Raw genomic sequence first — 25,952 nt, 5'->3', positions numbered from 1 at the left:
CGGGGCTGACCCCGCCCTGTGATTTACAGATAATCAAACTCAGCGTTAACGGTTCGGGCTGAATCCAGCCCGATCATCACGCTAAATTTACCCGGCTCGGCCACCTGCTGCATTCTGGCATTCCAGAATTTCAGCGCGCTGACGTCGATCGGGAAAGTTACCGTCTGGGATTCGCCCGCCTTCAGCATGATGCGCTTAAAGCCTTTCAGCTCTTTCACCGGGCGGCTGATACTCGCCACCTCATCACGCAGATAAAGCTGAACCACGGTCGCTCCATCGCGCTTACCGCTATTCGTGACGGTGACGCTGGCGTTAACCGTACCGTTACGCGGCATAGTGGCTGATGACATCTTCACCGGGGAGAGCGTGAACTGCGTATAGCTCAGTCCGTAGCCGAACGGGAACAGCGGACCGTTTGCCTCATCGAAGTAGTGAGAGGTGTACTTATTCGGATTTTCGAAGTTATAAGGACGGCCGGTATTCAGGTGGTTGTAATAGATTGGGATCTGGCCCACCGAACGCGGGAAGGACATCGGCAGCTTACCGGACGGGTTGTAGTCACCGAACAGCACATCGGCAATAGCGTTACCGCCCTCGGTGCCGCTGTACCAGCTTTCCAGCATCGCATCCGCCTGCTGCGTTTCATGGGTCAGCGTCAGCGCACGTGCGTTCATCAGCACCATCACCAGCGGTTTGCCCGTGGCCTTGATGGCATCAATCAGCTTCAGCTGGCTTTCCGGCAGCGTCAGATCGCTGCGGCTGGAGGCTTCATGCGCCATACCGCGCGCTTCACCAATGGCCAGCACCACCACATCCGCTTTCTTCGCGGTTTCAACGGCTTCATCCAGCATCTGTTGCGGCGATCGTGTATCCACGGTCATCGCTTTTTCATACAGATTGATAAAGTCCTGAATGCCTTTATCGTCGGTGACGTTGGCCCCTTTGGTGTACAGCAGCGTCGCCTTACCGGCGGTCGCGTTTTTCATCCCCTGCAGCAGGGTCACGGACTGGGCGGCCACACCCGCGGCAGACCAGCTGCCCATAATATCAATCTGGCTGTCAGCCAGCGGGCCGATCAGCGCCACCGTGCCGGATTTTTTCAGCGGCAGCGTCTCCAGACGGTTTTTTAACAGCACCATACTTTTACGCGCCACATCCCGCGCTTCGGCACGATGCAGGCGGTTTTCCGCATTGGTATCCGCCGGATCGCTGCTGGCGGGGCCCAGATGGCTGTACGGGTCATTAAACAGGCCCATATCGTATTTCACGTTGAGCACGTGGCGCGCAGCGTCATCGATCTCTTTTTCACTGACCTGGCCGCTTTTAACCAGCCCGGGCAGGTATTTGCTGTAGTACTCATCGCTCATACTCATATCGATGCCGGACTTCAGCGCGATGCGCACGGCATCCTGAGGGTCACTCGCCACCCCGTGTTTGATCAGCTCTTTGATCGCGCCGTGATCGCTGATGGTGATGCCCTTAAAGCCCCAGTCATCGCGCAGCACGTCTTTAAGCAGCCAGCTGTCGGCGCTGGCCGGAACGCCATTCAGTGAGTTCAGCGCCACCATTACCCCGCCGCTTCCGGCGTCCAGCGCTGCTTTATACGGCGGCAGATAGTCCTGGAACAGGCGCTGCGGGCTCATATCGACGGTGTTGTAATCACGTCCGCCTTCCACCGCCCCGTAGGCAGCGAAATGCTTGACGCTGGTCATCACCGAGTAGCGATCGGCCGGGCTTTTACCCTGCATGGCCTGCACCATGGTTCGGCCCATGACGGACGTCAGATAAGTGTCTTCCCCGAAGCCCTCAGAGCCACGCCCCCAGCGCGGTTCCCGGGTCACGTCGACCATCGGCGCCCAGGTCATATTTAACCCGTCATCGGCGGCTTCATAGGCGGCAATACGGCCCACCTCCGCTACGGCATCGGTGTCCCAGCTGGAGGCCAGCGCCAGCGGGATGGGGAATTGGGTGCGCTGACCGTGAATCACATCATAGGCAAAGAACAATGGAATTTTCAGGCGGCTGAGCTGCATGACCTGATCCTGCATCTCACGGATGTCATGGCGGGTCACGGTATTGAAAATCGCCCCCACCTGCCCCTGCTGGATCATATCGCGGATCGTGGATTTGGGATTATCCGGCCCGACGCTGATCAGCCTCAGCTGGCCAATCTTTTCATCCAGTGTCATTTTTTTCAGCAGGTCAGTGACAAAAGCGTCGCGTGCCTGCGGCGTAAGTGAGTGCGGGCCGATCAGATCGTCGGCAAATACTGGCTGGATCGCCAGAGTAACGGCAAGGCTGACAGAACAAATCCATTTCATCAGTGGGTTTTCTCTCAAGTGACTGTGGCGTATCTGTTATTTTACTGCAGGTAACCTATGGCAGCAGTGTGTCATACCTTGAGAATAGCAGCTAGTTTTCAGGTGATGAATCACAGAGGTCTCAGACGGGACTTTATTGCCATGCGGTGAGTGCTACAGTAGAGCGGTGATACTGACAAGGACATGACATGCACACTTCCCAACACGCTGGACAAAAACTGATTGCTGAACTGGGCCGCATCGTTGGCCGCAACCATCTGCTCACGGACCCCGAAAAAACAGAGCGCTATCGCAAGGGCTTCCGATCGGGCGAAGGCGATGCGCTGGCTGTGGTGTTCCCCGGGACATTACTGGAACAGTGGCGCATTCTGCAGGCCTGTGTCACCGCGGATGTGATTATCCTGATGCAGGCGGCCAATACCGGGCTGACTGAAGGCTCTACGCCGAACGGCAAGGATTATCCGCGCGATATCGTGATTATCAGCACCCTGCGGATGGACAAAATCCAGCTGCTGGACGCCGGGAAGCAGGTGCTGGCCTTCCCCGGTAGCACCCTGTATCAGTTAGAAAAAGTCCTGAAGCCGCTGGGCCGTGAGCCCCATTCGGTGATTGGGTCCTCTTGTATCGGGGCATCCGTGCTCGGCGGTATCTGTAATAACTCAGGCGGGTCGCTGGTCAAACGCGGCCCGGCCTACACCGAAATGGCGCTTTACGCGCAGATAGACGCCAGCGGTAAGCTACGACTGGTCAACCATCTCGGCATCAACCTGGGCACCACGCCGGAGCAAATCCTCGGTAAGCTGGACGATGACAGCTGGCAGCAGAGCGACGTGCTGCACGACCAGCGCCACGCCTCCGATCCGGACTATGCCGTGCGGGTGCGCGACGTCGACGCCGACACCCCGTCACGCTTTAACGCGGATGCGCGTCGCCTGTTTGAAGCCTCCGGCTGTGCCGGTAAGCTCGCCCTGTTTGCGGTCCGTCTGGATACGTTTGAAAGCGAAAGCGCCCAGCAGGTCTTTTACATTGGTACCAACGATACGGCAGTGCTCGATCGGCTACGCCGCCACATGCTGGCCAGTTTTACCCATCTGCCGGTGGCTGGCGAATATATGCACCGGGATATTTTTGATATCGCGGAAACCTACGGCAAAGACACTTTCGTGATGATCGACAAGCTCGGCACCGATAAAATGCCGCTGTTCTTCACGCTGAAAGGGCGCGCAGATGCGCTGCTGGCAAGGATCAAGTGGCTGAAACCCCACTTCAGCGATCGGATGCTGCAAAAAATTGCCGCGCTGCTGCCCTCACACCTTCCACCGCGCATGAAGCAGTACCGCGATCGTTTTGAGCACCATCTGATGCTGAAAATGTCCGGCGAAGGCGTGGCCGAAGCGCGGGCCTATCTGCAGGAATTCTTCACCGATGCCGACGGCGGGTACTTTGAGTGCGAAGGGAAAGAAGGCGCACACGCGTTTCTGCACCGCTTTGCCGCCGCCGGGGCCGCCGTGCGTTACCACGCCGTGCATCATGAAGAGGTGGAAGATATTCTGGCGCTGGATATTGCGCTGCGCCGTAACGATCGCGACTGGTTCGAAAAACTGCCGCCGGAGTTTGACGATGCCCTGACCCACCGCCTCTATTACGGCCACTTCCTGTGTCATGTGTTCCACCAGGACTATATTGTGAAAAAAGGGGTGGATGCGCACGCGCTGAAAGAGAAGATGCTGGAAATTCTGCACGCCCGCGGCGCAGAGTATCCGGCAGAGCATAACGTTGGCCATCTGTATCAGGCCAAACCGCAGCTGAAGGCCTTTTACCAGCAGCTTGACCCGACTAATACGTTTAATCCTGGCATTGGAAAAACCACACGGGCGAAGCACTGGGGTGAGTGCGGGTGCGATAAATAGCCGCGCGGGCGAACAGGAAAAAATGCGCGGGGCGACCGGAAAAAAGGTCGCCCCCTACGGGGGGATTATTCCTCCGGGGCGTCCTTCAGTACCATCTGACCGTTTTTACGCTCGATGATCATGGTCTGTGGCGCAGAGAGCATCACCCCTTCTTTGCGCAGTCGGGTGAGGATATCAAATAGCAGATCGCTTTTTGCGCCGCCCACCTGCCGCGGGCTGGCCACATTCCCCGTCACCGACAGCACGATGCCGGTTGAGGTCAGATCTTTGAACGTGACCGACGGCTCCGGGTTCTCCAGAATACGTTCGTTCTCGTTATACACTTCCAGCAACAGCTGACGCACCTGCTGCGGGTCAATATCCAGCGGGAAGGTCAGCGTAATGGTGGCCACCCCCTGCGCATTGCCCATCGTGGCGTTGCGCACGTTCTGAGAGATCAGCTGAGAGTTCGGTACAATCACCGTGGATTTATCACTGAGCTGAATTTCGGTGGCGCGCACGTTAATACGGCGGATATCCCCTTCAATGCCGCTGATGCTCACCAGGTCACCCACTTTGACCGGGCGCTCGGTCAGCAGGATCAGACCGGAAATAAAGTTCTTCACAATCTCCTGTAAGCCGAAACCGATACCGACCGACAGGGCGCTGACGATCCACGCCAGCTTGTTCCATTGCAGACCCATAATCGACAGTGTCATCAGGATCACCAGCACAAATCCTATATTGCTGAACAGCGTGAGCAGCGACAACCGCATCCCTTTGTCCATGGTGGTTTTGGGCAGGAAATCATGCTCCAGCCAGCGTTTCACCGAACGCAACACCCAGATACCGACCACCATGCAGATCAGCGCATTGACCATATGCGCAGGCACGATATTCAGGGATTCAAGCCCTTTGCCGCCCCAGAATTCAATCGCTTTCTGCACCAGCTCAATCGGCGTCGAACTGCCGAAGGTGCCATTAAGCAGCGCCATCGCGGCTGCCAGTATGAGGAACGTCTTGCCAATGGCGCCAAGCACCGCTGCCACCTGCCCCAGATGCCGCTCGTCGATATTCAGTGAGGTCTGAATACGCTTGCCGGAAGCATTGTTGGTGGAGAACAGGCTTTCGCAGCCGTCCGCTACCAGCTGGCTGCAGATGTAGAATGATCCAAAGACAATTCCCATCCAGATCAGCTCATAGCTGAGGAAGCGTGCCAGGGTGATATAGCCGATAAGCAGCGCGATCATAATCGCCACGCCAATCAGCGTCAGCGCCATCTGAATCAGCCCCACCAGCGTGGATTTGGCTTCCGGTGGGTTACCTGCCTGGAGCATACGCCGGCGCACGCGATTGGTTCGCATGCTGATTGACAGCGCCGTGGCACCGATCAGCAGCGCCGTCATGCCGTTGGCAAAAATCGTCGTCCCGACGCTGGTGCTGGCGCTGCTGTTAAAGGTCTCTACCGTCTGGAAAATAAACACCAGGGCGGCGGTCAGCGGTGGATAGGGCTTTAAAGCCAATGCCACTTCATTGGAAATATTGGGCAGACGCCATGACGGCCGACGGGTGGAGAGGAACGCCCGGCCTAATCCGGCGATCAGGCCGCAGAACACACTCAGCCCGACCAGCTTATCGGCAAAATCACGGACGTCATCAATCACCTGATCGTGACGGGTAAAGGCCTGGTCGAGGAAATTAAACGCCAGCACCACCGCGGCCAGAGTGGTCACTGCCGTGGCGGCCGCCAGGAAACTGCGACGCAGACGTCCTTCGGGAAGATGGTGGATCCCTACCCAGGCGAGAAACTCCTCAAGATAGCGGCGACCCAGCGTGGCGACCAGCCCGGCGGCCAGCACCCACATAATGGTGCCAAAACGCCAGCCTGACTCCCACGACAGTGCGGCGGTGGAAGTCAGTTCATCAATAAAATCGCTGATTTTTACGCTGTCATCGCTTTGCGTGTTATACAGCGGCGCCCAGAAGCGCGGGCCAAGAATACTGCCCGCGTTCAGTGCCAGCTGAGTTTTCAGCGCATCACGGCGCAGGTTGACGATCTGCGCGGAAAGATTAATGGCCCCGCTCTTTATGGCTTCCGCCTGCTTGATCTGGGCATCCATTTTCCCCTTCTGGTTTTCCAGCTTATTTCTTTTGCTGGTCACCTCCGCGGTCTCTTTCACTCCGCTGTTCGCCTGCGGAGCCGGGCCAAGCACGGCCAGCTGGGCCTGCAGCTGGGCACGCTGGGGAACAATACCCTGCATCAGCGTATCCGCATCGCCAGACAGCTCCAGCGCCAGTTCGTTGAGCGCCATCAGCTTGCTGTCGTTGGTTTCACCGGAAACCTGCTGTTTGATCTTGTCCAGCACCTTCTGCATTTTCGGCAGTTCAACGGCAGCATTGACCTTTGGAGGGGCATCGGTTTGCTGTGCGTCATCGCCCTCCGCAGCCATAACCAGCTGGGGCGATAGCGTCACGAGCGCCAGCAGACAAACGCGAAGAAAAGTTAACAAGCCAGACATGTGCAGGTTCCTGATACTAAGGCAGCGCCGGGCGGCGCCTGACAATTGCCGGCTAGTTTATGCTTTTGCCCTGGCCGGCACTATAGGATTTGTGATGTAAAAATGAGGTCGTTATCATAAGAATATTCTATGACTATCGTCGACGGTGAGTATGGCAAATTAAGAAGAAAACACGCATGGAGAAAACATGTCTCTTCCCCACGCTGACCTGACGGTCCGCGACGCCGTCCTCGCCGATATCGACGCCCTCACCCGTATTTATGCCTGGCATGTCCTGCACGGCTGCGGTTCCTTTGAAGAAACGCCGCCTGATGCGGCAGAAATGGCCGATCGCTATCGAAAAGTCGCTTCATTCGATCTGCCGTGGCTGGTAGCAGAGAGGGACGGACAGGTGGTGGGATATTGCTACGCCGCCCAGTATCGCCCCCGTCCGGCTTATCGCTTTACCGTCGAAGACTCAGTTTATATTGATGCCGATCAGGGCGGACGAGGCATCGGCACCGCACTGCTCGCCGCGCTGATTAGCCGCTGTCAGCAGGGGCCGTACCGGCAGATGCTGGCCATTATCGGCAATGGTGAGCGTAATGCCGGCTCACTTAACCTGCATAAGAAAATGGGCTTTGAGATCGTCGGCAACTTTCGCGCCGTGGGTTTCAAACACGGTGAATGGCGCGATACGTTATTAATGCAGCGAGCGCTATAACCGGGGCTATCGGGGGCGAGTGTAAAAAGGATCGCCCCCGACAGGAGCGCAGGTCACTCTACCGCGCTGTCATCGACCACACGGTTACCTGCCAGCTGTGAGGCTTTTTGCTTTTTATAACTCAAAGCTGCAGGCGGAACCGGGGAAATTTTACCGGTTTCAATCCACTTACGCAGGCGGTTTGCGTCGGCAAAATGCGTGTATTTGCCAAACGCATCCAGCACGACCAGGGATACCGGGCGGTGATTGATCACCGTACGCATCACCAGGCAGTGCCCCGCTTCATCGGTATAACCGGTTTTCGTCAGCTGAATATTCCAGTCCGGTCGATATACCAGATGGTTGGTATTGCGGAACGGCAGGGTGTAATTCGGGTTACGGAACGTTGCCATATCTTCATGGGTGGTGCTCAGTTCACCCAGCAGCGGATAGCGTTTCGAGGCAATCAGCAGTTTACTCAGATCGCGCGCCGTGGAGACGTTTTTAATCGACAACCCGGTGGGTTCCACGTAGTGCGTGTTGCTCATGCCCAGCGAGCGCGCTTTGGCGTTCATCGCGCGAATAAACGCATCATAGCCGCCCGGGTAGTGGTGCGCCAGGCTGGCCGCTGCGCGGTTTTCCGAGGACATCAGCGCCAGCAGCATCATGTTCTTGCGGCTGATTTCGCTGTTAAGACGTACGCGGGAATAGACGCCGCGCATCTCCGGGGTATGGCTGATATCGACTGTCAGCATTTCATCCATCGGCAGATGGGCATCCAGCGTTACCATGACCGTCATCAACTTAGTGATCGAGGCGATCGGCCGCACCAAATCAGGGTGGCTGGCGTAGATCACCTTCTGGGTATTCAGATCGACGATCATTGCACTGCCTGAGGCAATTTCAGGCTGGGCGGCGGTCGTCACAACGGCAGGCGTCTGCGACCGCGCGACAGCCTGAGTCAGAATGCCCTGCGCAGACAGCAGCAGAGCCACACTTAATAGAGACAAACGAATTTTTGCAGGCATCGTAAACTTAACGGCTGGTAAGGTGGGTGTGGAAGCCACACACCGCGTCCCGCACGCGTTGCGGGGGCTGGCCGACGCATAATACGCCGAAGGTTAAGGATTTTCCTACAGGATATTCGTTTCCGGGCGTTACCAGCAAACCGCCGGTTTCCCGGCGGTACCGGTGGTCAGAAAAGCTGATAGCCATAGCCCCAGATCACCACGGTCATCGCCAGTAACACTTCAAACACCAGGATGCCAATAGCCAGGGTGGATCCGGAAAGCCGCAGACTCTCTTCACGGTCAATATTCAGGAACAGCGGGATGCCGACGTACAGCAGGTAGCCGGTGTAGGCTAACGCCAGCGCACCGACCAGTACGCAGAGCCATACCAGCGGATAGAGCGCGACCAGCCCGCTGATAAACAGCGGCGTAGCCACATAGCCGGCGAACACCCGACAGCGGGAGAGCGAGGGCCGCTGCGGGTAATCCCGCGCCATCCACCAGATAACCCGCCCCATCACCGCCACGCCCAGCAGGATCAGGGCATAGAACAGCACAGCCAGTGAGAAGGCGGTGGCCAGCGACAGGGGGATAGTGCGTTCTATCCCTATATCCCAGCCGATCTGTGTGGTGCCGATAAAGGCGCAGAGCACCGGGATCAGCGCCATCAGCAGGACGTGGTGAGTGTAATGGTGCGAGAGCGTTTCATTCTCTTGCTTAATGTCGCGCATCTCCCGACCCGGATGCGCAAGCAGTCCCCAGACATGGTTCATAGCATCACTCCTCTGTACGACGGACCGCCAGCAGGCACTGTTCAGGGCGGCATCTCTTCAAGTATAAGCGGCTCTGAATAGTTTGTTTTTTAACCCGACATGAAATGTATTAAGCACTTCATTACATGCAAAAAATAAAGCGTCTGAAAGCACTGAAGCTGCAAGATCTGTTAAAAGGGTTAGACTTAGCGGCACAAATACAATGAGGAGTACCGGTTCTCTGATGGATGTGAATACGCTGATTTCCCAGTATGGCTACTGGGCATTATTTATTGGCTGTCTGGCAGAAGGCGAGACTTTTACCCTGCTGGGTGGTGTCGCCGCCCATGAAGGTTTGCTGCACTATGGCTGGGTGGTGCTGGTGGCGATGTGCGGTGGGATTCTGGGTGATACTGCCCTGTTCTTTATTGGCCGCCGCTACGGGGAGCCGATCCTCCAGCGGTTCAGAAAGCATCAGCAGCAGATCGATCGCGCTAACCGCTTGATCCGCAAGCGGCCGGTTCTGTTCGTGATCGGCGTGCGTTTTATGTACGGGCTGCGCATTGTCGGGCCGATTATTATTGGTGCCAGCAGGCTGTCGCCGCGTAAGTTTTTACTGTTTAATCTGGTCGGCGCGGCGCTGTGGGCGGTCATTTTTGTCACCCTCGGCTACCTGGGTGGACGGGTGATTGCCCCCTGGCTGCATCAGCTCGATCATCACCTGAAGCATCTGTTCTGGCTGCTGCTGGCGGTGGTCGTCGTATGGGGAGTCCGCTGGGCGGTGAAACACCGCAACAGCAATAATAAACAGTAAAGGTCAGCGATGCGGGATCAGGATGAGGGGCTCCCCGGCAGCTGCCGGAAAAAGTCCGCATAGGCCGGTGCCCTGACCTGCTCCAGCACTTCCGCCAGCTGCGCCAGCGGCGCTTCCGACCAGTCCACGCGCAAATCAATATCCGCATAAGGGCGGCTGTCCCACACCTTCAGTGCCGCAGAGCGGATGCCCCGCCCATCCCCTCCGGCCTGCTGTGCCGCGTTCAGTGCCGCCAGCATCCGGTCCGCCAGCGGCAGGCGTGCGGCACGTTCAAACGCCGCCTGCATCGACACCAGCACACCATCGCCCGCCAGCATATTGCCCGCCACCGCCATCTGCACGCCCGCCACGCTGCTGAACCAGCGCCCGCAAAGGCTGCCGCTCCAGTGCGCCGTCGCTCCGGCATGGTCGACGATCAGCAGCTGACGCCGTTCGCGCGCCTCATCCTCTTTCAGCAGCAGGTGCAGCGTCTGCTCCGCGCTCAGTCCCGCCGTCAGCAGCTCCAGCCCGCGAATGCCGTAAAGGGGGTTGGTCAGGGCCTGGGTGGCAATGGCTCCGGTGCGGGCCCGGCCGTGGATCACCAGCGCCCCCACTGCCGGGCCGCCCGTGGCGGTGGCCGCCGCCAGCGCGCCGCTTTGCGCATCGCGTGCCACAATGGAAAAGGTCATTGCGCCCTCCTTCTGTCAGGCAGATCAAATTTATATGGATAAATTATTGCACTTAACTCTATTTATACGCATAAATAACAAACAGGACAAACTTTGTTCATCCGCATGTCACACAGGTGCGGTGATCGCTCTGCTTAACGAGGACCGCTATGTTCAAATCGCTACGCACCGGGTTGCACTGTCTTACTGCCTGCTTCGCCCTGCTCACCCTCGCCCCCCAGGCCGGGGCTGAGTCACCTCCCGGCGTGCTGGTGGTAGGCCAGGTGGCCGAGCCGCAGTCGCTTGATCCTCAGGTGGCGACCGCCGCTAACGATTCGCGCATTCTGGTGAATATTTACGATGGTCTGGTCCGTAATGCTCCCGGCTCACTCACCATTGAGCCGGCGCTGGCCAGCCGCTGGGAGATCAGCCCGGACGGGCTGCGCTATACCTTCCACCTGCGCGAAGGGGTGACCTTCCAGGACGGCACGCCGTTTAACGCCGGGGCGGTGAAATTCACCTTTGAACGCATGCTCAATAAGCAGCATCCCTACTATCACACCGGCCCGTTCCCGCTGAGCTTCTTCTTCTCCTCTATCGATACCATCACCACGCCGGACGCCCAGACGGTGGTCTTTACGCTGAAGCAGCCTTTTGCTCCGCTGCTCTCCAATCTTGCCACGCCCGCCGGGCTGATTGTCTCCCCGGCCGCCGTGAAAAAATATGATAAAGACGTGGGCCGTCATCCGGTTGGCACCGGGGCCTTCCGTTTTGGTGAATGGCAGGCGAATCAGCGCGTTGTACTGACCGCGAATAAAGATTACTGGGACGGTGCGCCGAAGCTGGAGGCCGTGGTATTCCGTCCGATCACCGATGGCAACACCCGCACCGCAGAGATGCTCTCAGGAGGTATTGATGCCATGGTCGAGGTGCCACCGGATACGGTTAACACCTTTGCCGGTAATCCCCAGTTTCAGCTTCACCAGGCCGTCGGTCCGCACGTCTGGTTTCTGCTGCTGAACACCCGCGAAAAGCCGTTTAACGATAAGCGCGTCCGCCAGGCGGTGAACTACGCGGTCAACAAGCAGGCGCTGGTCGACAACGTGTTGCAGGGCTCCGCGCAGGTGGCTGACGGCCCCATTCCCTCGGCGTTTACGTGGGCCGCGAACAAAGATGTCAGTCCTTATCCGTATGACCCGGCCAAAGCCCGCGCGCTGCTGAAGGAAGCCGGGGCCGAAGGTGCCACGCTGAACTTCTCTGTCACCGAGGGCGGGTCAGGCATGCTGGATCCGGTACCGATGGCAACGGCCATTCAGGCCGATCTGAAAGCCGTGGGGCTGAACGTGAAGATCCAGACCTGGGAATGGAACACCTACCTGGCGAAAGTGAACGCCGGGCTGACGCCGCAGACCCAGATGGCAGAGATGGCGTGGATGACTAACGACCCGGATACGCTGCCCTTCCTGACACTGCGACGCGATGCCTGGCCGGATAAAGGCGGCTTTAACTCCGGTTACTACAGCAATCCGCAGGTCGACACCCTGCTGGATGAAGCCCGCAGGACCAGCGATCAGCAGAAGCGTGGTGCGCTGTATCGCCAGGTGCAGGCCATTGTTCACGACGACGCACCCTGGCTGTTTGTCGCCAACTGGAAACAGAATGCCGTCACCACCCGCCAGGTGCAGAACTTTGCCCTGCAACCCAACTTCAACCTGATCCTGCATCAGGTCAGTAAACCCTGACGGAGGAGGCCTGCTATGTGGAGCTTTTTATTACGGCGTCTGATCGGGGTGATCCCGGTAATAATCGGGCTGTCGCTGATTGTTTTTCTGTTGATGGCGATGATCCCCGGCAACCCGGCACAGGCGCTGCTGGGGGCGTTTGCCACCCCGGAGAACGTCGCCCGCGTCAGCGCCGAGCTGGGTCTGGATAAACCGCTGTGGCAGCAGTATTTTATCTGGGTCAACAACCTGCTACACGGCGATTTCGGGCGCTCTTACGTCCTGAATCGCCCGGTGATTGATGAAGTACTGGAGCGTCTGAACGCCACTCTGCTGCTCGGCGGCTGCGCCCTGCTGTTAAGCGTTGTTTTCGGCCTGCTGGCGGGTGTGACCTCCGCCGTACGTCAGTTTGGCTGGGGCGACAGAATCATCACCCTGCTGGTACTGATCGGCATTTCACTGCCCTCTTTCCTCATTGGCCTGCTGATGATTATGCTGTTTGCCGTCAGCCTGCGCTGGTTCCCGGCCTCCGGGATGTTTGCCATTTACGGCGGCGGCGATGCGCTGGATCTGCTGCATCATCTGACCCTGCCCGCTATCACCCTGGCCATTGTCGCAACCGGGGTGATCGCCCGTCTGACACGTACCGCAATGCTGGAAGTCCTGCGCCAGGATTATATCCGCACCGCCCGTGCCAAAGGCGTCAGCGAGCGCCGGGTGATCTGGCGTCATGCCTTTCGCGTGGCCCTGGTGTCGGTGATCCCGGCCATCGGTATTCAGGCCGGGTTTGTGCTCGGCGGGGCAGTGTATATCGAAACCGTGTTCCAGTGGCCGGGCCTGGGGGCCATGCTGGTTAAAGCGGTCTCCACGCGCGATCTGCTGCTGGTGCAGGGCGGCGTGCTGGTGGCGGCCATTGCCTACGTACTGATTAATCTGCTGACCGACATCGTTCAGGCCTGTCTTGACCCGAGGGTAAAATCATGACTGTTAACACCGCCCCTCCCGCACGACGCACCGGCTGGTCGCTGTTGCTGCATAACCGCCTGGCGGCGCTGGGACTGCTGCTGCTGATTGTCACCATCACGGCAGCGCTGCTCGCGCCGCTGCTGCCGCTGCCGGACCCGGATGCCACCGATCTGCTTAAACGGCTGGCTCCGCCGCTGACGCCGGGTCATCTGCTGGGCACGGATGCGCTGGGACGCGATATGCTGTCGCGCCTGCTGTGGGGCACGCGGGTGTCGGTGGCCGTCGGCCTGAGCGCCACCCTGCTGGCGGCGGTATGCGGCACGCTGGTCGGGTTGATTGCCGGTTACGCCGCCGGGCGCACCGACAATATTCTGATGCGGTTGATCGATATGATCATGGCCTTCCCGTATATATTATTGGCCCTGGCGATCGTCGCCGTCCTCGGCCCGGGCCTGCTGAATGCGCTGTATGCCATTGCGCTGGTCAATATTCCTTTCTTTGCCCGCAACGTGCGTGGCCTGACCCTCGGCCTGCGCGGGCGCGACTTTATTCAGGCAGCCAGGCTGTCCGGTAAAAACCACACCCAGATCCTGTTAACGGAAGTGCTGCCTAACGTCCTGCCGCTGATTGTTGTCACCCTCTCTACCACTATCGGCTGGATGATTCTGGAAACTGCGGGGCTGTCATTTCTCGGACTGGGAACCCAGCCACCGGATGCAGATTTAGGATCGATGCTCGGTCAGGGGCGCAGCCAGCTGTTTATCGCTCCCCACGTCGCCCTGGTGCCAGGGGTAATGATCTTCCTGCTGGTGATCGGCTTTAACCTGCTTGGCGACGGCGTACGCGACCTGCTGGATCCGCGCCTCAAGTCCGGTGCCCTGCTGCGTTCGCAGGCCATGACCACCGTTGACCGCGCGCAGATCCCGGCACGCACCCACCCGGAGGCGCTGCTGGAAGTGGCCGGTTTACAGGTGGCCTTCAGCCGGGGTCAGCAACGCGTCCCGACGGTAAAAGGCATCAGCTTCCATCTACACGCCGGGGAGTGCCTCGGTCTGATCGGTGAAAGCGGCTCCGGCAAAAGCGTCAGTGCGCTGGCGATTATGGGGCTGGTTGCTTCCCCGCCCGGCGTGATCACCGGCGGTAGCGTCTGGCTGGGCAACGAAGAGCTGCTGTCGCTCTCACCGGCAGCCATGCAACAACGCCGTGGCGTGCGGGTGGCCTATATATTCCAGGATCCGCTGACGTCACTGCATCCGCAGATGCGCATCGGCCAGCAGCTGGTTGAGGCTATCCAGTGCCACCAGCCGCTGAGCGCAGCGGCGGCGCGCGCTAAGGCGATTACCCTGCTGGAGGATACCGGCATTCAGCAGGCCGCAGAGCGCTTTGACGCCTGGCCACATCAGCTGTCCGGCGGCCAGCGCCAGCGCGTCGGTATTGCCATCGCCCTGGCCAACGATCCGCAGGTGATTATTGCCGACGAACCCACCACCGCGCTGGACGTGACGGTACAGGCACGCATTCTGGCGCTGCTGAACGATCTGCGCCACAAACGCGGGCTGGCGCTGCTGTTTATCACCCATGACTTTGCTGTGGTCAGCGAGATGTGCGATCGGGTGGCGGTGATGCGTCACGGGGAAATTGTTGAGAGCGGCAGTACCGCCTCGGTACTGCAGGCTCCGCGCCACGACTACACGCGGCGGCTGATTGCCAGCGTGCCGCAGCGCGGCCAGGGCCGGGCCTTCCTGCAACAGATCCGTCAGCTGCACGCGCGGGAGACATCATGAAAAAAGTGATTGAAATACACGATCTGAAGAAAACCTATCACGGCCACGGTGGCTGGTGGCAGCGCAGCGCTTCCGTCGATGCCGTAAAGGGCATCAGTCTGGATCTCTGGCAGGGGGAAACGCTTGCCGTGGTGGGGGAAAGCGGCAGCGGCAAAAGCACCCTGGCACGGATGCTGGTCGGGCTGGAGTCTCCGACTTCAGGCAGCCTGACCCTGCAGGGCGAGGATGCCCGCGTTCTGGCGCAGCGCGGCGTTCAGGCCTTTGGCAAGACCATCCAGTATGTGTTTCAGGACCCGGTGGCCTCACTGAACCCACGCAAAACGATTCAGCAAATCCTCAGCGTCCCGCTGCAGCGCCTGTGCGGCTATCAGGCCAGTGCCTGTCTGCCCCGTCTGCAGCAGCTGCTGACGGCAGTCAATATGCCTCACGACGCCCTGCACTGCTATCCTCATGAGTTTTCAGGCGGTCAGGCCCAGCGGCTGGCCATTGCCCGTGCCCTGGCGGCAGAGGCCCGGATCCTGGTGCTGGATGAGCCCGTCAGTGCGCTGGATGTCTCCGTACAGGCCCAGGTTCTACTGCTGCTGGAGGATCTCAAACAGCAGTTTGGCCTTTCTTACCTTTTCATCAGTCACGATCTGGCGGTAGTGGAATCGATTGCCGACCGCGTGGCGGTGATGAATTCTGGTACTATCGTCGAGTGCGCCGCCACGCAAACGCTGTTCAGTGCCCCCAGGCATGAGTACAGCCGCCAGCTGCTGGCCAGCGCGCCGGCCTGGCAGGCCACGCCGCCAGGCGTTCAGCCCACTTTCTGATATACAGGTGACCATGTCCTCAGTCTCCACGCCGCCCGATGCGGTAAAGCGTAAGCGAACCGACACCATTATCGATGCCATTAAGCAGAGCATTGTTGATGACAATCTGCTGCCCGGCGATCGCCTGCCCCAGGAGAAGGATCTGATGACCCGCTTCTCTGCAGGAAAAAGTACGGTGCGCGAGGCGTTAAAAGCGCTGGAAGCCCAGGGGCTGATCCGCACGCGTACCGGCCCCGGTGGCGGCGCATTTATCGACAGCATGCCGGAGGCCCGCGCCATGAGCCTGCTGTCAAACTACCTGTTTACCCGGGAACTGAGCATCAGTCATATCTACGCACTGCGTAAAACGCTGGAACCCCAGGTCGCGGTCAGCGCCATCGGGCAGATTGACGAAGCTGGTTTTCAACATTTGCATCAGTTGATCCGCGTCTACGATCATGCGCCCACCAGCGAACAGGAGCGCTGGGATCAGCGCATGGCGGAGCTGGACTTTCACAGCGTGGTCGCCAGTTATTCCGCAAACCCGCTGCTGGCCTTCTTCTGCCGCTTCCTCCAGCGGCTGCTGAAAGATCTGGCGGTCTGCAAGGATATCTATCAGCAGCCGCAGCCGGTGGATCGTCGCCAGGGGATTGAGTATCAGTATCAGCTGATTGATGCGCTGCGACGTCAGGATGCCCCGGCGGTGGAACGCATTATGCGTGACCACATGCAGCATGCCGAACAGGCAATGCTGACCCTGCAGGCCACGCTGGAAGAACGTTTTTTGCGTGACGATAGCTGACTTTCCGCTTCGCTTTCTCAGAGGCCGCTATAGTTAAACAATGAAAACGATAAAACGACCTATTGAAGACCACGGCGTCATTGGCGATTTGCGTACCTGCGCCCTGATCGCTACTGACGGTTCCCTCGACTATTTCTGCTGGCCCAACCTGGACAGTCCCTCAGTGTTCACCGCGCTGCTGGACAGTGATGACGCCGGGCTGTTCAGCCTCAGTCCGGACTGGCCAGATGCCCGCCGGATGCAGATCTACCTGCCCGATACCGCCATCCTGCAAACCCGCTGGCTGGACGATCAGGGTGTGGTGGAAGTCACCGACTATATGCCGGTGTGCCAGTGGGAAGACCGCCTGCCGCGCATCATTCGCCGTATTAAGGTTGTTCACGGCACCGCAACACTGAATCTGCGCTGTGCCCCGGTGCATAACTATGCCCGGGCAGAAACCACCGCCACCCTGTATGACGGTGCGGTAACGTTCCACGCCGACGGCCAGCCGACGCTGCGGCTGACGGGCGGAGCTGATTTCCAGCTGGATAAGGCGGCGGCGGTGGCGCAATTTACCCTTGATGCCGGCGAATCGCGCGAGTTTGTCTTTGGCGCAGATGAGGACCCCCACCTGGATCACGCTGATGAAAACAGCAGTGACAGCTGTTTCGACGCTACCCTGGCTTACTGGCGTCACTGGAGCAGGCAGAGCAGCTATCAGGGTCGCTGGCGGGAAATGGTGACTCGCTCGGCAATTACGCTGAAGTTGCTGACTTCATGGCAGCACGGCTCCATCGCAGCGGCGGCGACCTTCGGCCTGCCGGAGGAACTGGGGGGAGAACGCAACTGGGACTACCGCGCATCGTGGATCCGCGATGCCTCCTTTAGCATGTATGCCCTGATGCGCCTCGGCTATGTGGACGAGGCCAAGCATTTCACCCACTGGGTGGCGCGCTGCGTGGAGAACAGCCACAGCGACGTGGAAAAACTACAGATAATGTACCGCCTTGACGGCGGAACAGAGCTGCATGAGAGTGAGCTGCTTAATCTGTCCGGCTATGCCGACTCACGCCCGGTACGCATTGGTAATGATGCGTGGCACCAGTCGCAGCTGGATATCTACGGCGAACTGATGGATGCCATCTACCTGGCAAATAAATACGGGGAAGCCATTTCCCAGCGCGGCTGGAACCACGTCAGCAGGATGATTGACTACGTAGCAGAACACTGGAACCAGACCGATGCCGGGATTTGGGAGATGCGCGGTGAACCCCAGCATTTTCTCCACTCGCGCCTGATGTGCTGGGTGGCGATGGATCGGGCGCTCAGGTTGGGGGAAAAGCGATCGCTGTCGATGCCTGCCGAACGCTGGGCCGCCGCCCGCGACGCCATCCGCAGTGATATCTGGCAGAACTTCTGGCATAAAAACGGCCACTTTGTCGCGACCCGCCACGGTGAGTTTGTCGATGCCTCTATGCTACTGATGCCGCTGGTGCGTTTCGTCGGGGCTACCGATCCGGACTGGCTGGCGACGCTGGACGTTATCAAAGACAAGCTGGTGAGTGACGGGATGGTGCGGCGTTATAACGTGAGTGAGACCCCGGCTGACGGGCTGCAGGGCGAAGAAGGCGCGTTTGCTGCCTGCTCGTTCTGGTACGTAGAGTGCCTTGCCCGTGCGGGTCGCCTTGATGAAGCACACTTTGAGTTTGAGAAGCTGTTAAATTACGCCAATCATGTCGGCCTGTACGCCGAAGAGTTTGACAGCCGGGGACGTGCGCTGGGCAATACGCCGCAGGCGTTAACCCACCTGGCGCTGATCAGTACCGCTTTCTTCCTTGACCGTAAGCTCAGCGGAAAAGATCCGCTGTGGCAACCCTGATAACAGAGTATTGCATCGCTGAAAGGGTGGCATTGCAGACAATTTATCGTAAAGATAGTTCAACAGGGAAAATGCTGGTTTCTTCTGGGGCCGTTATGCACATATAATGTGCAGCCGGTCACAGTTGGCCAGTATTGGGTCGTTTATCAACAGTCTACATGGCGCTACACCTGAAATTACTATGAAAAAGAACATTCGTGCGTTCGTCACCCTGATTCTGGCGGCAGCGGCTTTCAGCCACTCTGCCTTCGCTGTGGTTTACCCGCTTCCGGCCGCGAACAGCCGCCTGATTGGGGAAAATCTGGAAATTACCATCCCGCAGGATAGCAAGCTTCCTCTGGAAGCGTTCGCGGCTCAGTACCAGATGGGTCTGAGCAACGTGATGGAAGCTAACCCGGGCGTTGACGTCTATCTGCCCAAAGCTGGCAGTAAACTGATCATCCCACAGCAGTTGATCCTGCCTGACGCCCCGCGCGAAGGTATCGTGATCAACAGCGCGGAGATGCGTCTGTATTACTACCCGAAAGGCACCAAAACCGTTGTAGTTCTGCCGATCGGCATCGGTGAGCTGGGGAGAGATACTCCGGTGAACTGGACTACCACGGTTCAGCGTAAAAAAGATGGCCCAACCTGGACGCCAACTAAAAAAATGCATGAAGAGTACGCGGCGCGTGGCGAATCAATGCCTGCGGTGTTCCCGGCTGGCCCGGATAACCCGATGGGTCTTTACGCCCTGTATATCGGTCGCCTGTATGCCATTCACGGTACCAATGCCAACTTCGGTATCGGTCTGCGCGTAAGCCACGGCTGCGTGCGCCTGCGCGCGGATGATATCAAATGGCTGTTCGACAACGTGCCGGTGGGTACGCGCGTGCAGTTTATTGACCAGCCGGTGAAAGCCTCGGTAGAGCCAGACGGTTCACGCTACGTGGAGATTCACAACCCGCTGTCGCAGACCGAAGAGCAATTTGCTTCACGTGAACCAGTTCCGCTGACGCTGACCCCTGCCGTCAATAAGGTGGTTTCCGATGCCAGCGTGAACACGACGGCAATGGAAGACGCGCTGAAAGCACGTTCAGGTATGCCGGTGAAGGTGAACGGAACCGACAGCCAGCCTGCAGCCCCGGTAGTGGTGCCTGAGCAGGCAAACGCGCAGCCTGCAGAAGCGCCTGCTGCCCCGGCTATCCCGGAGAGCAGCGATGCCTCAGCCCCTGCGGTCCCGGTTGCTCCGCAGAGCGGCAGTGACGCAGCACCTGCCACCCCGACCGACCCGCAGAGCACGGAAGCGCCGGCACCGACCGCTGCGCCTGCTGAGGCAGACACCTCAGCACAGGCAGCACCGACGCTGACGCAGCCAGGCCCGATTTACAGCACACCGAAATCCTGATTTTCTGCTGTCGATCGTCAAACCCCTGCCCCTTACGGTGCAGGGTTTTTTTTATGACTGCCGCTCCATCAATGCTCACCACCCGCATAATATCTGTTAAAACAGTGATATTTTATTATTTAAATCATTTATTCAAACCAATAACATCCCAATTCAGGCACTAAAACCCCTTTTACACAGCATTAAATGTTCCTAACAGCAGGGCGCATTGGACTACCCTTGTCCTTGTGTTAGCAGTCTCTTGCTAACGCTCTCGACAACAAATAGGTCTTAGAAAATATCCATTGTTTTCACTACTGTTTACTGGCTAAGTTGCCACTCACCAGTATTCCACCCGGGGACGGCGCAAGCCTTTCCCCGCTTTTTTTATTCCCTGTCGCGACGTCGCAGCACCAGCCAGGCGGCAGCGGCGGTAAAAATCGTCACTAACACCACCAGCAGTAAAAAACCGTGCGGATTCGTCGCCAGCGGCACGCCGCCGACGTTCATGCCGAAGAAACCGGCAACGAGATTAATCGGCAGCGCCAGCACGGTGATCAGCGTCAGGGTAAACAGGGTGCGGTTGCTCTGCTCCAGCTGTTGGGCAGCGATCTCTTCCTGCAGCAGACGTATGCGCTCCGTCAGCCCGTTGAGATCGTTCAGTACCACGGTAAACTCTTCAGTAAACTGACGCAGATCCTGGACGACATGTGGATGAAGCCAGCGGGGTGGCCGGTTAATCAGACGAAACAGCGCCGCCGGTTCGGGTGCCAGCAGGCGCTGAAAGCGCAGCAGCGTGCGCCGCAGACGCCCCAGCTCACTGCGGTTACTTTTAATATGCTGCCCGAGCAGCCGCTCTTCTATCTGATCCACATACTGGTTTGACTGACGTACGATCAACGCCAGCACCTCTTCCTGCTCCGCCAGCAGCTGGGTCAGCAGGCCGGTGGAGGAGCGCAGCCCCAACGTATCCAGCTTGGCAACAAGCCGCTCAACCAGGCGCAGCGGCTTAAAGCGGGCGCTGACCACCAGTCCGTCGCGACACCAGATCCACAGCGTGGCGCTTTCATCGCTGGTTTCACGCGCGTTAAAGGCCACGTCATTCAGCACCGCCATCAGCGCGTCATTCTGCGGTTCAATACGGGTACTGTGTGAACCGTGCTGGATCTCATCAAAAAAATCATCATCCACGTCGAAGTGGGTTTTCAGCCAGCGGGCCGCCGCCGCGTGGTTCAGGTTGACGTGCAGCCAGAGAAAACTGCCCTCCTGTGGCCCCCCGCTCCACGCTTCACAGGACTGCTGAACTGTCAGGCTTTCCGGTGCCAGGCCATCGGTAAAACGGTAGCCGTAAATCAGGCCCGACACATCGTCACTGAAGTCAGGTTTTTGCCGGAGTAACGGCAGGTGTTGCGTCATCGTTTTTTCCGGGTTACGTACGTTATCGCGATACTCCTATCCTGCCGCAGCCTGATGACCGTTTTGTTACCGTCAGCACCACGCCTGGCACTATCCCACCCTGACGTCATTGTTCTGTCACATAACCTGCGTATCACCGAGTGTGGTTATCCCCTGTCCCACTTCTGCCGCTTTGCCGATGCCAGTGAGGTTATATGAGTGATAATGCCGCCCTGCAACGAGGCCAGCCCGCCCGCCCCGTTTATCCTGAAAACAGCCGTCGTTCGGTGATCATTTTTCTGCTGCTGTTAATCCTCGGTATCGCCTTTGCCGGGGTCAATCTGTTTAACGACGTCAGCGACTCCGGCGCGACCTTTACCAGTTACGTCCCTTTTTTGTTACTGGGTATGGCGCTGCTGATCGCACTCGGCTTTGAGTTCGTCAACGGCTTTCACGATACCGCCAACGCTGTAGCCACCGTGATTTACACCCACTCAATGCCACCGGGACTGGCAGTAGTCTGGTCCGGCTTCTTCAACTTTCTTGGCGTACTGCTCTCCAGCGGCGTGGTCGCCTTCGGCATTATTTCCCTGCTGCCCGTAGAGCTGATCCTGCAGGCCGGAACCGGCGGCGGGTTTGCCATGGTCTACGCCCTGTTGTTCTCCGCGATTATCTGGAATCTGGGGACCTGGTGGTTCGGGCTGCCCGCCTCGTCATCACATACGTTAATCGGGTCAATTATCGGCGTGGGGGTGGCGAACGCCCTGATCCACGGCCGCACGGGCACCAGCGGAGTAGACTGGGGGCAGGCGCTGAAAGTGGGCTACGCGCTGGTTCTGTCGCCGGTGGTCGGTTTTGTCTGTGCCGCCGGGCTGCTGCTGTTAATGAAAAAAGTGCTTAAAAATCGCGCGTTGTACACCGCACCGGAGGGTAATACACCGCCACCTGGCTGGATCCGCGGGCTGCTGATCCTCACCTGCACCGGTGTCTCCTTTGCTCACGGTTCAAACGACGGTCAGAAAGGCATGGGCTTAATTATGCTGATCCTGGTCGGCACGATGCCGATCGCTTACGCCCTGAACCGCTCGATTCCGGCAGACCATATCCCCCAGGTGGCTGCACTGGCGACGGTCACGCAGCAGGAGCTGCGTGCGCTGACGCCGGACCGGTCATCCAGCATTTCCCCGCGTGAGGTACTGACGGAGTATGTACGCACCGGGACCCTCGTTCCGGCCGTACTGCCTGCGCTGGCAGACTTAACCGGCCGCATCGGCCAGGAAATTCGCCAGTACGGCGCGGTGGATAAGATCCCGGCGCAGGCGGTATCCAATACCCGTAACGATATGTACCTGGCCTCAGAAGCCATTAAGCATCTTAAAAGCGATGAAAAGGTGCAGATCCCCGAGCAGACCCGGCACAACCTGGATGCCTTCAGGGGCGAGCTGGATAATGCCACCCGCTACATCCCGTGGTGGGTGAAGGTGGTGGTGGCGATAGCCCTCGGGCTTGGCACCATGGTCGGCTGGCGGCGTATTGTCACCACCGTCGGTGAGAAAATTGGCAAGACTCATCTGACCTACGCCCAGGGGGCCAGTGCAGAGCTGGTGGCGATGACCACCATTGGCGCGGCCGATATCTTCGGTCTGCCGGTCTCTACCACGCATGTCCTCTCCTCCGGCGTGGCGGGGACGATGGCGGCTAACCGTTCCGGCCTGCAGATGTCCACGCTGCGCAACCTGATGATGGCCTGGATACTGACCCTGCCCGTATCCATTTTACTTTCGGCCAGCCTGTACTGGCTGTTTACCCATTTCTAACCGGGAGATGACGTATGGCAATGCAAGGTAACGATTTTTCATCTGAGACCTTTCACCACCGCTTACTGCAGGATTTTTACGACAGCTACGATGAAGAGCTGGAAATGGAGCTGGACGACCTGCGCTTCGGCAGTGAAGAGAAAATGGAGCCGGACGAAAAAGCCTGGCGTAAGCACTATTTCCGCGAGCTGCTGCGGCTTCAGGGCGAGCTGGTGAAAATGCAGGACTGGGTGATGCGCACCGGTCACCGCATGGTCATTATTTTTGAAGGCCGCGATGCCGCAGGCAAAGGCGGGGTGATAAAACGCATCACCCAGCGCCTGAATCCGCGCACCTGTCGCGTTGCCGCCCTGCCCGCCCCGAACGATCGCGAACGGACCCAGTGGTACTTCCAGCGCTATATTGCTCACCTGCCAGCGGCGGGTGAAATGGTGCTGTTCGACCGCAGCTGGTACAACCGCGCGGGGGTAGAACGGGTGATGGGTTTTTGCAACGAGCAAGAGGTGGAGGAGTTTTTCCGCAGCGTGCCAGAGTTTGAAAGGATGCTGACGCGCAGCGGCATTCAGATCGTCAAATACTGGTTTTCCATCACTGACGAAGAGCAGGAGCTGCGTTTTCTCAGCCGCATTCACGACCCGCTTAAGCAGTGGAAACTCAGTCCGATGGACCTGGAAAGCCGCCGCCGCTGGGAAGAGTACACCGAGGCCAAAGAGGTGATGCTGTCGCGCACCCACATTGACGAAGCGCCGTGGTGGGTGGTTCAGGGCGTGGACAAGAAAAAGGCCCGTCTGAACTGCATCAGCCATCTGCTGCGCCAGGTGCCGTATGAAGACAGCGAGATAAAACCGATTACCCTGCCTGTGCGTGAACGCAGCGAGGACTATCACCGCGCCCCGGTGCCCAACGAGATGATTGTGCCGGAAGTGTATTAACCCTGACGGGGCAACGCGCTGTTGCCCCCTTGTTACAGGCAGTAGCGGGTGGAAAAGTGACGGCCTGCCGCAGAAAAATACCTTACGCAGTCGATGCCAAACGGCGGGAGAGGTTTCTGATTAGTGTGAGGGGGTCATCACACAGGGAGAACCCACCATGAGATTTCGTAATAAGATTGCCATTGTCACAGGCGGGGCCAGCGGTATTGGTGCCGCTACCGTCACCCGCCTTGCCGATGAAGGGGCCAGCGTAGTGATTGCCGACCTCAACGACAAAGCAGGCCAGGCCTTCGCTCATCAACTGACCGGTCAGGGGTACAGCGTGCTGTTTGTTCATACCGACGTCACCGATCCGGCGCAAAATAAGCAGCTGATTGAAAAGACCCTGGCCCACTTCCAACGGCTGGATCTGGTCTTTGCTAATGCCGGCATCGACATCGACGCGCCAGCAGATCGTCTGGCCGTGGAACACTGGCAAAAAACCATTGATGTGAATCTGACCGGCGTGTTTCTGCTGAATCAGGCGGCTATCCGCTACTGGCTGGCGCAGCAGCAAACCGGGATCATCGTCAACTGCGGTTCGATTCACAGCTGGGTAGGCAGACACGGTCTGACCGCTTACAGTGCGGCAAAAGGGGGCGTCCGGCTGCTGACGAAAACGTTATCCAGCGACTACGCGGCGCACGGGATCCGCATCAATGCGGTGTGTCCCGGCTATATTGAAACGCCGCTGCTGGAGAATCAGAGCGCGGAAGAAAAAAAGATCCTGAAGAAACGCCACGCTATCGGCCGCTTTGGCCGACCGGAGGAGGTAGCCAGCGTGGTGGCGTTCCTGTTCAGCAACGACGCATCATTTGTTAGCGGCGCGGCGCTACTGGTGGACGGAGGTTATGTCGCGCAGTAATACGTCAGTCGGGTTGACCGGCAATCAGGTCAACCCTGTCCATCAACCGCGCTAATCACCCGCGCAATCTCAGCCGAAGTTTGCTGCATCCTGACCTGCATAAATAAATCGGTCGCCTCGCTATATTCCTTGCGCAAATACCCCAGCCACTGTTTGATGCGCGCCATATGGTACAGACCGGTATCGCCCTGCTTCTCCAGCCGGACATATTTTTGCAGCAGTTGCACCACCTGCGACCACGGCATCCGCGCTTCGTTATATTTAATCACCCGGCTGAGGTTAGGCACATTGAGCGCCCCGCGTCCGATCATCACCGCGTCACAGCCCGTCGCAGCCATGCAGTCCTGGGCACTCTGCCAGTCCCAGATCTCGCCGTTGGCGATCACCGGAATGGACAGCCGCTGACGAATATCGCCTATCGCCGCCCAGTTGATGGCCTCCGCACGATAACCGTCCGCTTTGGTACGGCCGTGTACGGCGAGCTCCGTCGCCCCGGCCTGCTGCACCGCATCGGCAATTTCAAACTGACGTGCGCCAGAATCCCAGCCCAGACGAATTTTCACCGTCACCGGCAGATGAGCGGGCACCGCCGCACGCATGGCCTTCGCGCCCTGATAAATCAGCTCGGGGTCTTTTAACAGCGTGGCACCGCCGCCGCTGCCGTTGACAGTTTTCGACGGGCAGCCACAGTTGAGATCCACGCCCCAGGAACCAAGTGCCACGGCACGGGCGGCATTCTCCGCCAGCCACTGCGGGTACTGACCCAGCAGCTGGATACGCACGCGAGTGCCTGACGGCGTTCGGCTGTCATGATCAAGTTCGGGGCAGAGGCGCTGAAAACATTTCACCGGCAGGAGTGCATCCACCACCCGCAGAAATTCGGTAATACAGAGGTCGTAGTCGTTAACGTCGGTCAGCAGTTCACGCACCAGCGAATCGAGAACGCCTTCCATCGGGGCAAGTAATACGCGCATGGTAA

At 58.6% G+C, this 25,952-nt stretch carries 21 protein-coding genes; 14 read left to right on the top strand and 7 right to left on the bottom strand.

Annotated elements, in window-relative coordinates; translation table 11 throughout:
- Positions 1-23: 23 nt before the first annotated feature.
- A complete protein-coding gene (bglX, locus tag ACZ3HG_RS15380) occupies positions 24-2,321 on the bottom strand; it encodes a beta-glucosidase BglX (RefSeq protein ID WP_191933386.1) in 2,298 nt (765 codons plus the stop codon).
- A gap of 188 nt (positions 2,322-2,509) precedes the next feature.
- Between bglX and dld the strand changes: the two genes are divergently transcribed.
- Positions 2,510-4,231 carry a D-lactate dehydrogenase gene (gene dld, locus ACZ3HG_RS15375; RefSeq protein ID WP_191936415.1) on the top strand — a complete coding sequence of 574 codons (1,722 nt, stop codon included), beginning with the start codon at positions 2,510-2,512 and terminating at the stop codon, positions 4,229-4,231.
- Between the two features lie 65 nt (positions 4,232-4,296).
- On the opposite strand, the gene ACZ3HG_RS15370 is transcribed toward dld, so the two are convergent.
- Positions 4,297-6,729: a DUF3772 domain-containing protein gene (locus ACZ3HG_RS15370; protein ID WP_191933388.1), complete on the bottom strand. Its 2,433-nt coding sequence runs from the start codon at positions 6,727-6,729 to the stop codon at positions 4,297-4,299.
- A gap of 187 nt (positions 6,730-6,916) precedes the next feature.
- Here ACZ3HG_RS15370 and ACZ3HG_RS15365 point away from each other — a divergent pair, with 187 nt between their 5' ends.
- Positions 6,917-7,432, top strand: a complete 516-nt coding sequence (locus ACZ3HG_RS15365; RefSeq protein WP_191933389.1) for a GNAT family N-acetyltransferase — start codon at positions 6,917-6,919, stop codon at positions 7,430-7,432.
- 53 nt (positions 7,433-7,485) lie between these two features.
- On the opposite strand, the gene pbpG is transcribed toward ACZ3HG_RS15365, so the two are convergent.
- Both pbpG and ACZ3HG_RS15355 read right to left on the bottom strand, forming a co-directional pair.
- Positions 7,486-8,439 carry a D-alanyl-D-alanine endopeptidase gene (gene pbpG / locus ACZ3HG_RS15360; RefSeq protein ID WP_191933390.1) on the bottom strand — a complete coding sequence of 318 codons (954 nt, stop codon included), beginning with the start codon at positions 8,437-8,439 and terminating at the stop codon, positions 7,486-7,488.
- A gap of 167 nt (positions 8,440-8,606) precedes the next feature.
- On the bottom strand, positions 8,607-9,194 hold the full coding sequence (locus ACZ3HG_RS15355; RefSeq protein ID WP_191933391.1) for a Yip1 family protein: 588 nt from the start codon (positions 9,192-9,194) through the stop codon (positions 8,607-8,609).
- 223 nt (positions 9,195-9,417) lie between these two features.
- Here ACZ3HG_RS15355 and ACZ3HG_RS15350 point away from each other — a divergent pair, with 223 nt between their 5' ends.
- Positions 9,418-9,987, top strand: coding sequence for a DedA family protein (locus tag ACZ3HG_RS15350; RefSeq protein ID WP_191933392.1), 570 nt, complete (start codon positions 9,418-9,420; stop codon positions 9,985-9,987).
- Positions 9,988-10,004: 17 nt separating this feature from the next.
- Here the strand turns inward: ACZ3HG_RS15350 and ACZ3HG_RS15345 are convergent, their stop codons facing one another.
- Complete coding sequence (locus ACZ3HG_RS15345) at positions 10,005-10,655, bottom strand: DUF1028 domain-containing protein (protein ID WP_191933393.1); 651 nt, start codon at positions 10,653-10,655, stop codon at positions 10,005-10,007.
- Positions 10,656-10,804: 149 nt separating this feature from the next.
- On the opposite strand from ACZ3HG_RS15345, the gene ACZ3HG_RS15340 reads away from it, so the two are divergent.
- From ACZ3HG_RS15340 to ACZ3HG_RS15310, 7 genes are all read left to right on the top strand, one after another.
- Positions 10,805-12,376 (top strand): ABC transporter substrate-binding protein, encoded by a 1,572-nt coding sequence (locus tag ACZ3HG_RS15340; RefSeq protein WP_191933394.1) that lies wholly within the window; start codon positions 10,805-10,807, stop codon positions 12,374-12,376.
- 15 nt (positions 12,377-12,391) lie between these two features.
- Entirely contained in the window at positions 12,392-13,339 is a 948-nt protein-coding gene (locus tag ACZ3HG_RS15335) for an ABC transporter permease (protein ID WP_465333278.1), read from the top strand.
- Entirely contained in the window at positions 13,336-15,105 is a 1,770-nt protein-coding gene (locus ACZ3HG_RS15330) for a dipeptide/oligopeptide/nickel ABC transporter permease/ATP-binding protein (RefSeq protein ID WP_191933396.1), read from the top strand. The genes ACZ3HG_RS15335 and ACZ3HG_RS15330 overlap by 4 nt, the downstream gene beginning before the upstream one ends.
- Positions 15,102-15,917, top strand: a complete 816-nt coding sequence (locus ACZ3HG_RS15325) for an ATP-binding cassette domain-containing protein (RefSeq protein WP_191933397.1) — start codon at positions 15,102-15,104, stop codon at positions 15,915-15,917. Before ACZ3HG_RS15330 ends, ACZ3HG_RS15325 begins: the two co-directional genes overlap by 4 nt.
- 13 nt (positions 15,918-15,930) lie before the next feature.
- Positions 15,931-16,698 (top strand): FadR/GntR family transcriptional regulator, encoded by a 768-nt coding sequence (locus ACZ3HG_RS15320; RefSeq protein WP_191933398.1) that lies wholly within the window; start codon positions 15,931-15,933, stop codon positions 16,696-16,698.
- Positions 16,699-16,738: 40 nt separating this feature from the next.
- Positions 16,739-18,559 (top strand): glycoside hydrolase family 15 protein, encoded by a 1,821-nt coding sequence (locus tag ACZ3HG_RS15315; protein WP_465333276.1) that lies wholly within the window; start codon positions 16,739-16,741, stop codon positions 18,557-18,559.
- Between the two features lie 181 nt (positions 18,560-18,740).
- On the top strand, positions 18,741-19,946 hold the full coding sequence (locus ACZ3HG_RS15310) for a L,D-transpeptidase family protein (RefSeq protein WP_191933400.1): 1,206 nt from the start codon (positions 18,741-18,743) through the stop codon (positions 19,944-19,946).
- A 366-nt stretch (positions 19,947-20,312) separates the two neighbouring features.
- On the opposite strand, the gene ACZ3HG_RS15305 is transcribed toward ACZ3HG_RS15310, so the two are convergent.
- The gene (locus ACZ3HG_RS15305; protein WP_191936411.1) at positions 20,313-21,341 is read right to left on the bottom strand and encodes a CorA family divalent cation transporter; all 1,029 of its coding nucleotides are present in this window, start codon (positions 21,339-21,341) and stop codon (positions 20,313-20,315) included.
- Between the two features lie 54 nt (positions 21,342-21,395).
- Here ACZ3HG_RS15305 and ACZ3HG_RS15300 point away from each other — a divergent pair, with 54 nt between their 5' ends.
- From ACZ3HG_RS15300 to ACZ3HG_RS15285, 4 genes are all read left to right on the top strand, one after another.
- Positions 21,396-21,539 carry a hypothetical protein gene (locus ACZ3HG_RS15300; protein WP_191933402.1) on the top strand — a complete coding sequence of 48 codons (144 nt, stop codon included), beginning with the start codon at positions 21,396-21,398 and terminating at the stop codon, positions 21,537-21,539.
- Positions 21,536-23,137 carry an inorganic phosphate transporter gene (locus tag ACZ3HG_RS15295; RefSeq protein WP_191933403.1) on the top strand — a complete coding sequence of 534 codons (1,602 nt, stop codon included), beginning with the start codon at positions 21,536-21,538 and terminating at the stop codon, positions 23,135-23,137. The genes ACZ3HG_RS15300 and ACZ3HG_RS15295 overlap by 4 nt, the downstream gene beginning before the upstream one ends.
- Positions 23,138-23,151: 14 nt before the next feature.
- Positions 23,152-24,069 (top strand): polyphosphate kinase 2, encoded by a 918-nt coding sequence (gene ppk2 / locus ACZ3HG_RS15290; RefSeq protein ID WP_062746503.1) that lies wholly within the window; start codon positions 23,152-23,154, stop codon positions 24,067-24,069.
- A gap of 157 nt (positions 24,070-24,226) precedes the next feature.
- The gene (locus ACZ3HG_RS15285; RefSeq protein ID WP_465333273.1) at positions 24,227-24,973 is read left to right on the top strand and encodes an SDR family NAD(P)-dependent oxidoreductase; all 747 of its coding nucleotides are present in this window, start codon (positions 24,227-24,229) and stop codon (positions 24,971-24,973) included.
- Positions 24,974-25,002: 29 nt separating this feature from the next.
- On the opposite strand, the gene dusC is transcribed toward ACZ3HG_RS15285, so the two are convergent.
- Positions 25,003-25,947 carry a tRNA dihydrouridine(16) synthase DusC gene (dusC, locus tag ACZ3HG_RS15280; RefSeq protein WP_191936410.1) on the bottom strand — a complete coding sequence of 315 codons (945 nt, stop codon included), beginning with the start codon at positions 25,945-25,947 and terminating at the stop codon, positions 25,003-25,005.
- Positions 25,948-25,952 lie beyond the last annotated feature (5 nt).

The organism is Erwinia sp. PME.40.26/001, from assembly GCF_055556675.1.
The sequence above is the reverse complement of the archived record's forward strand: the minus strand, read 5'-3'. Positions and strand labels throughout refer to the sequence as shown.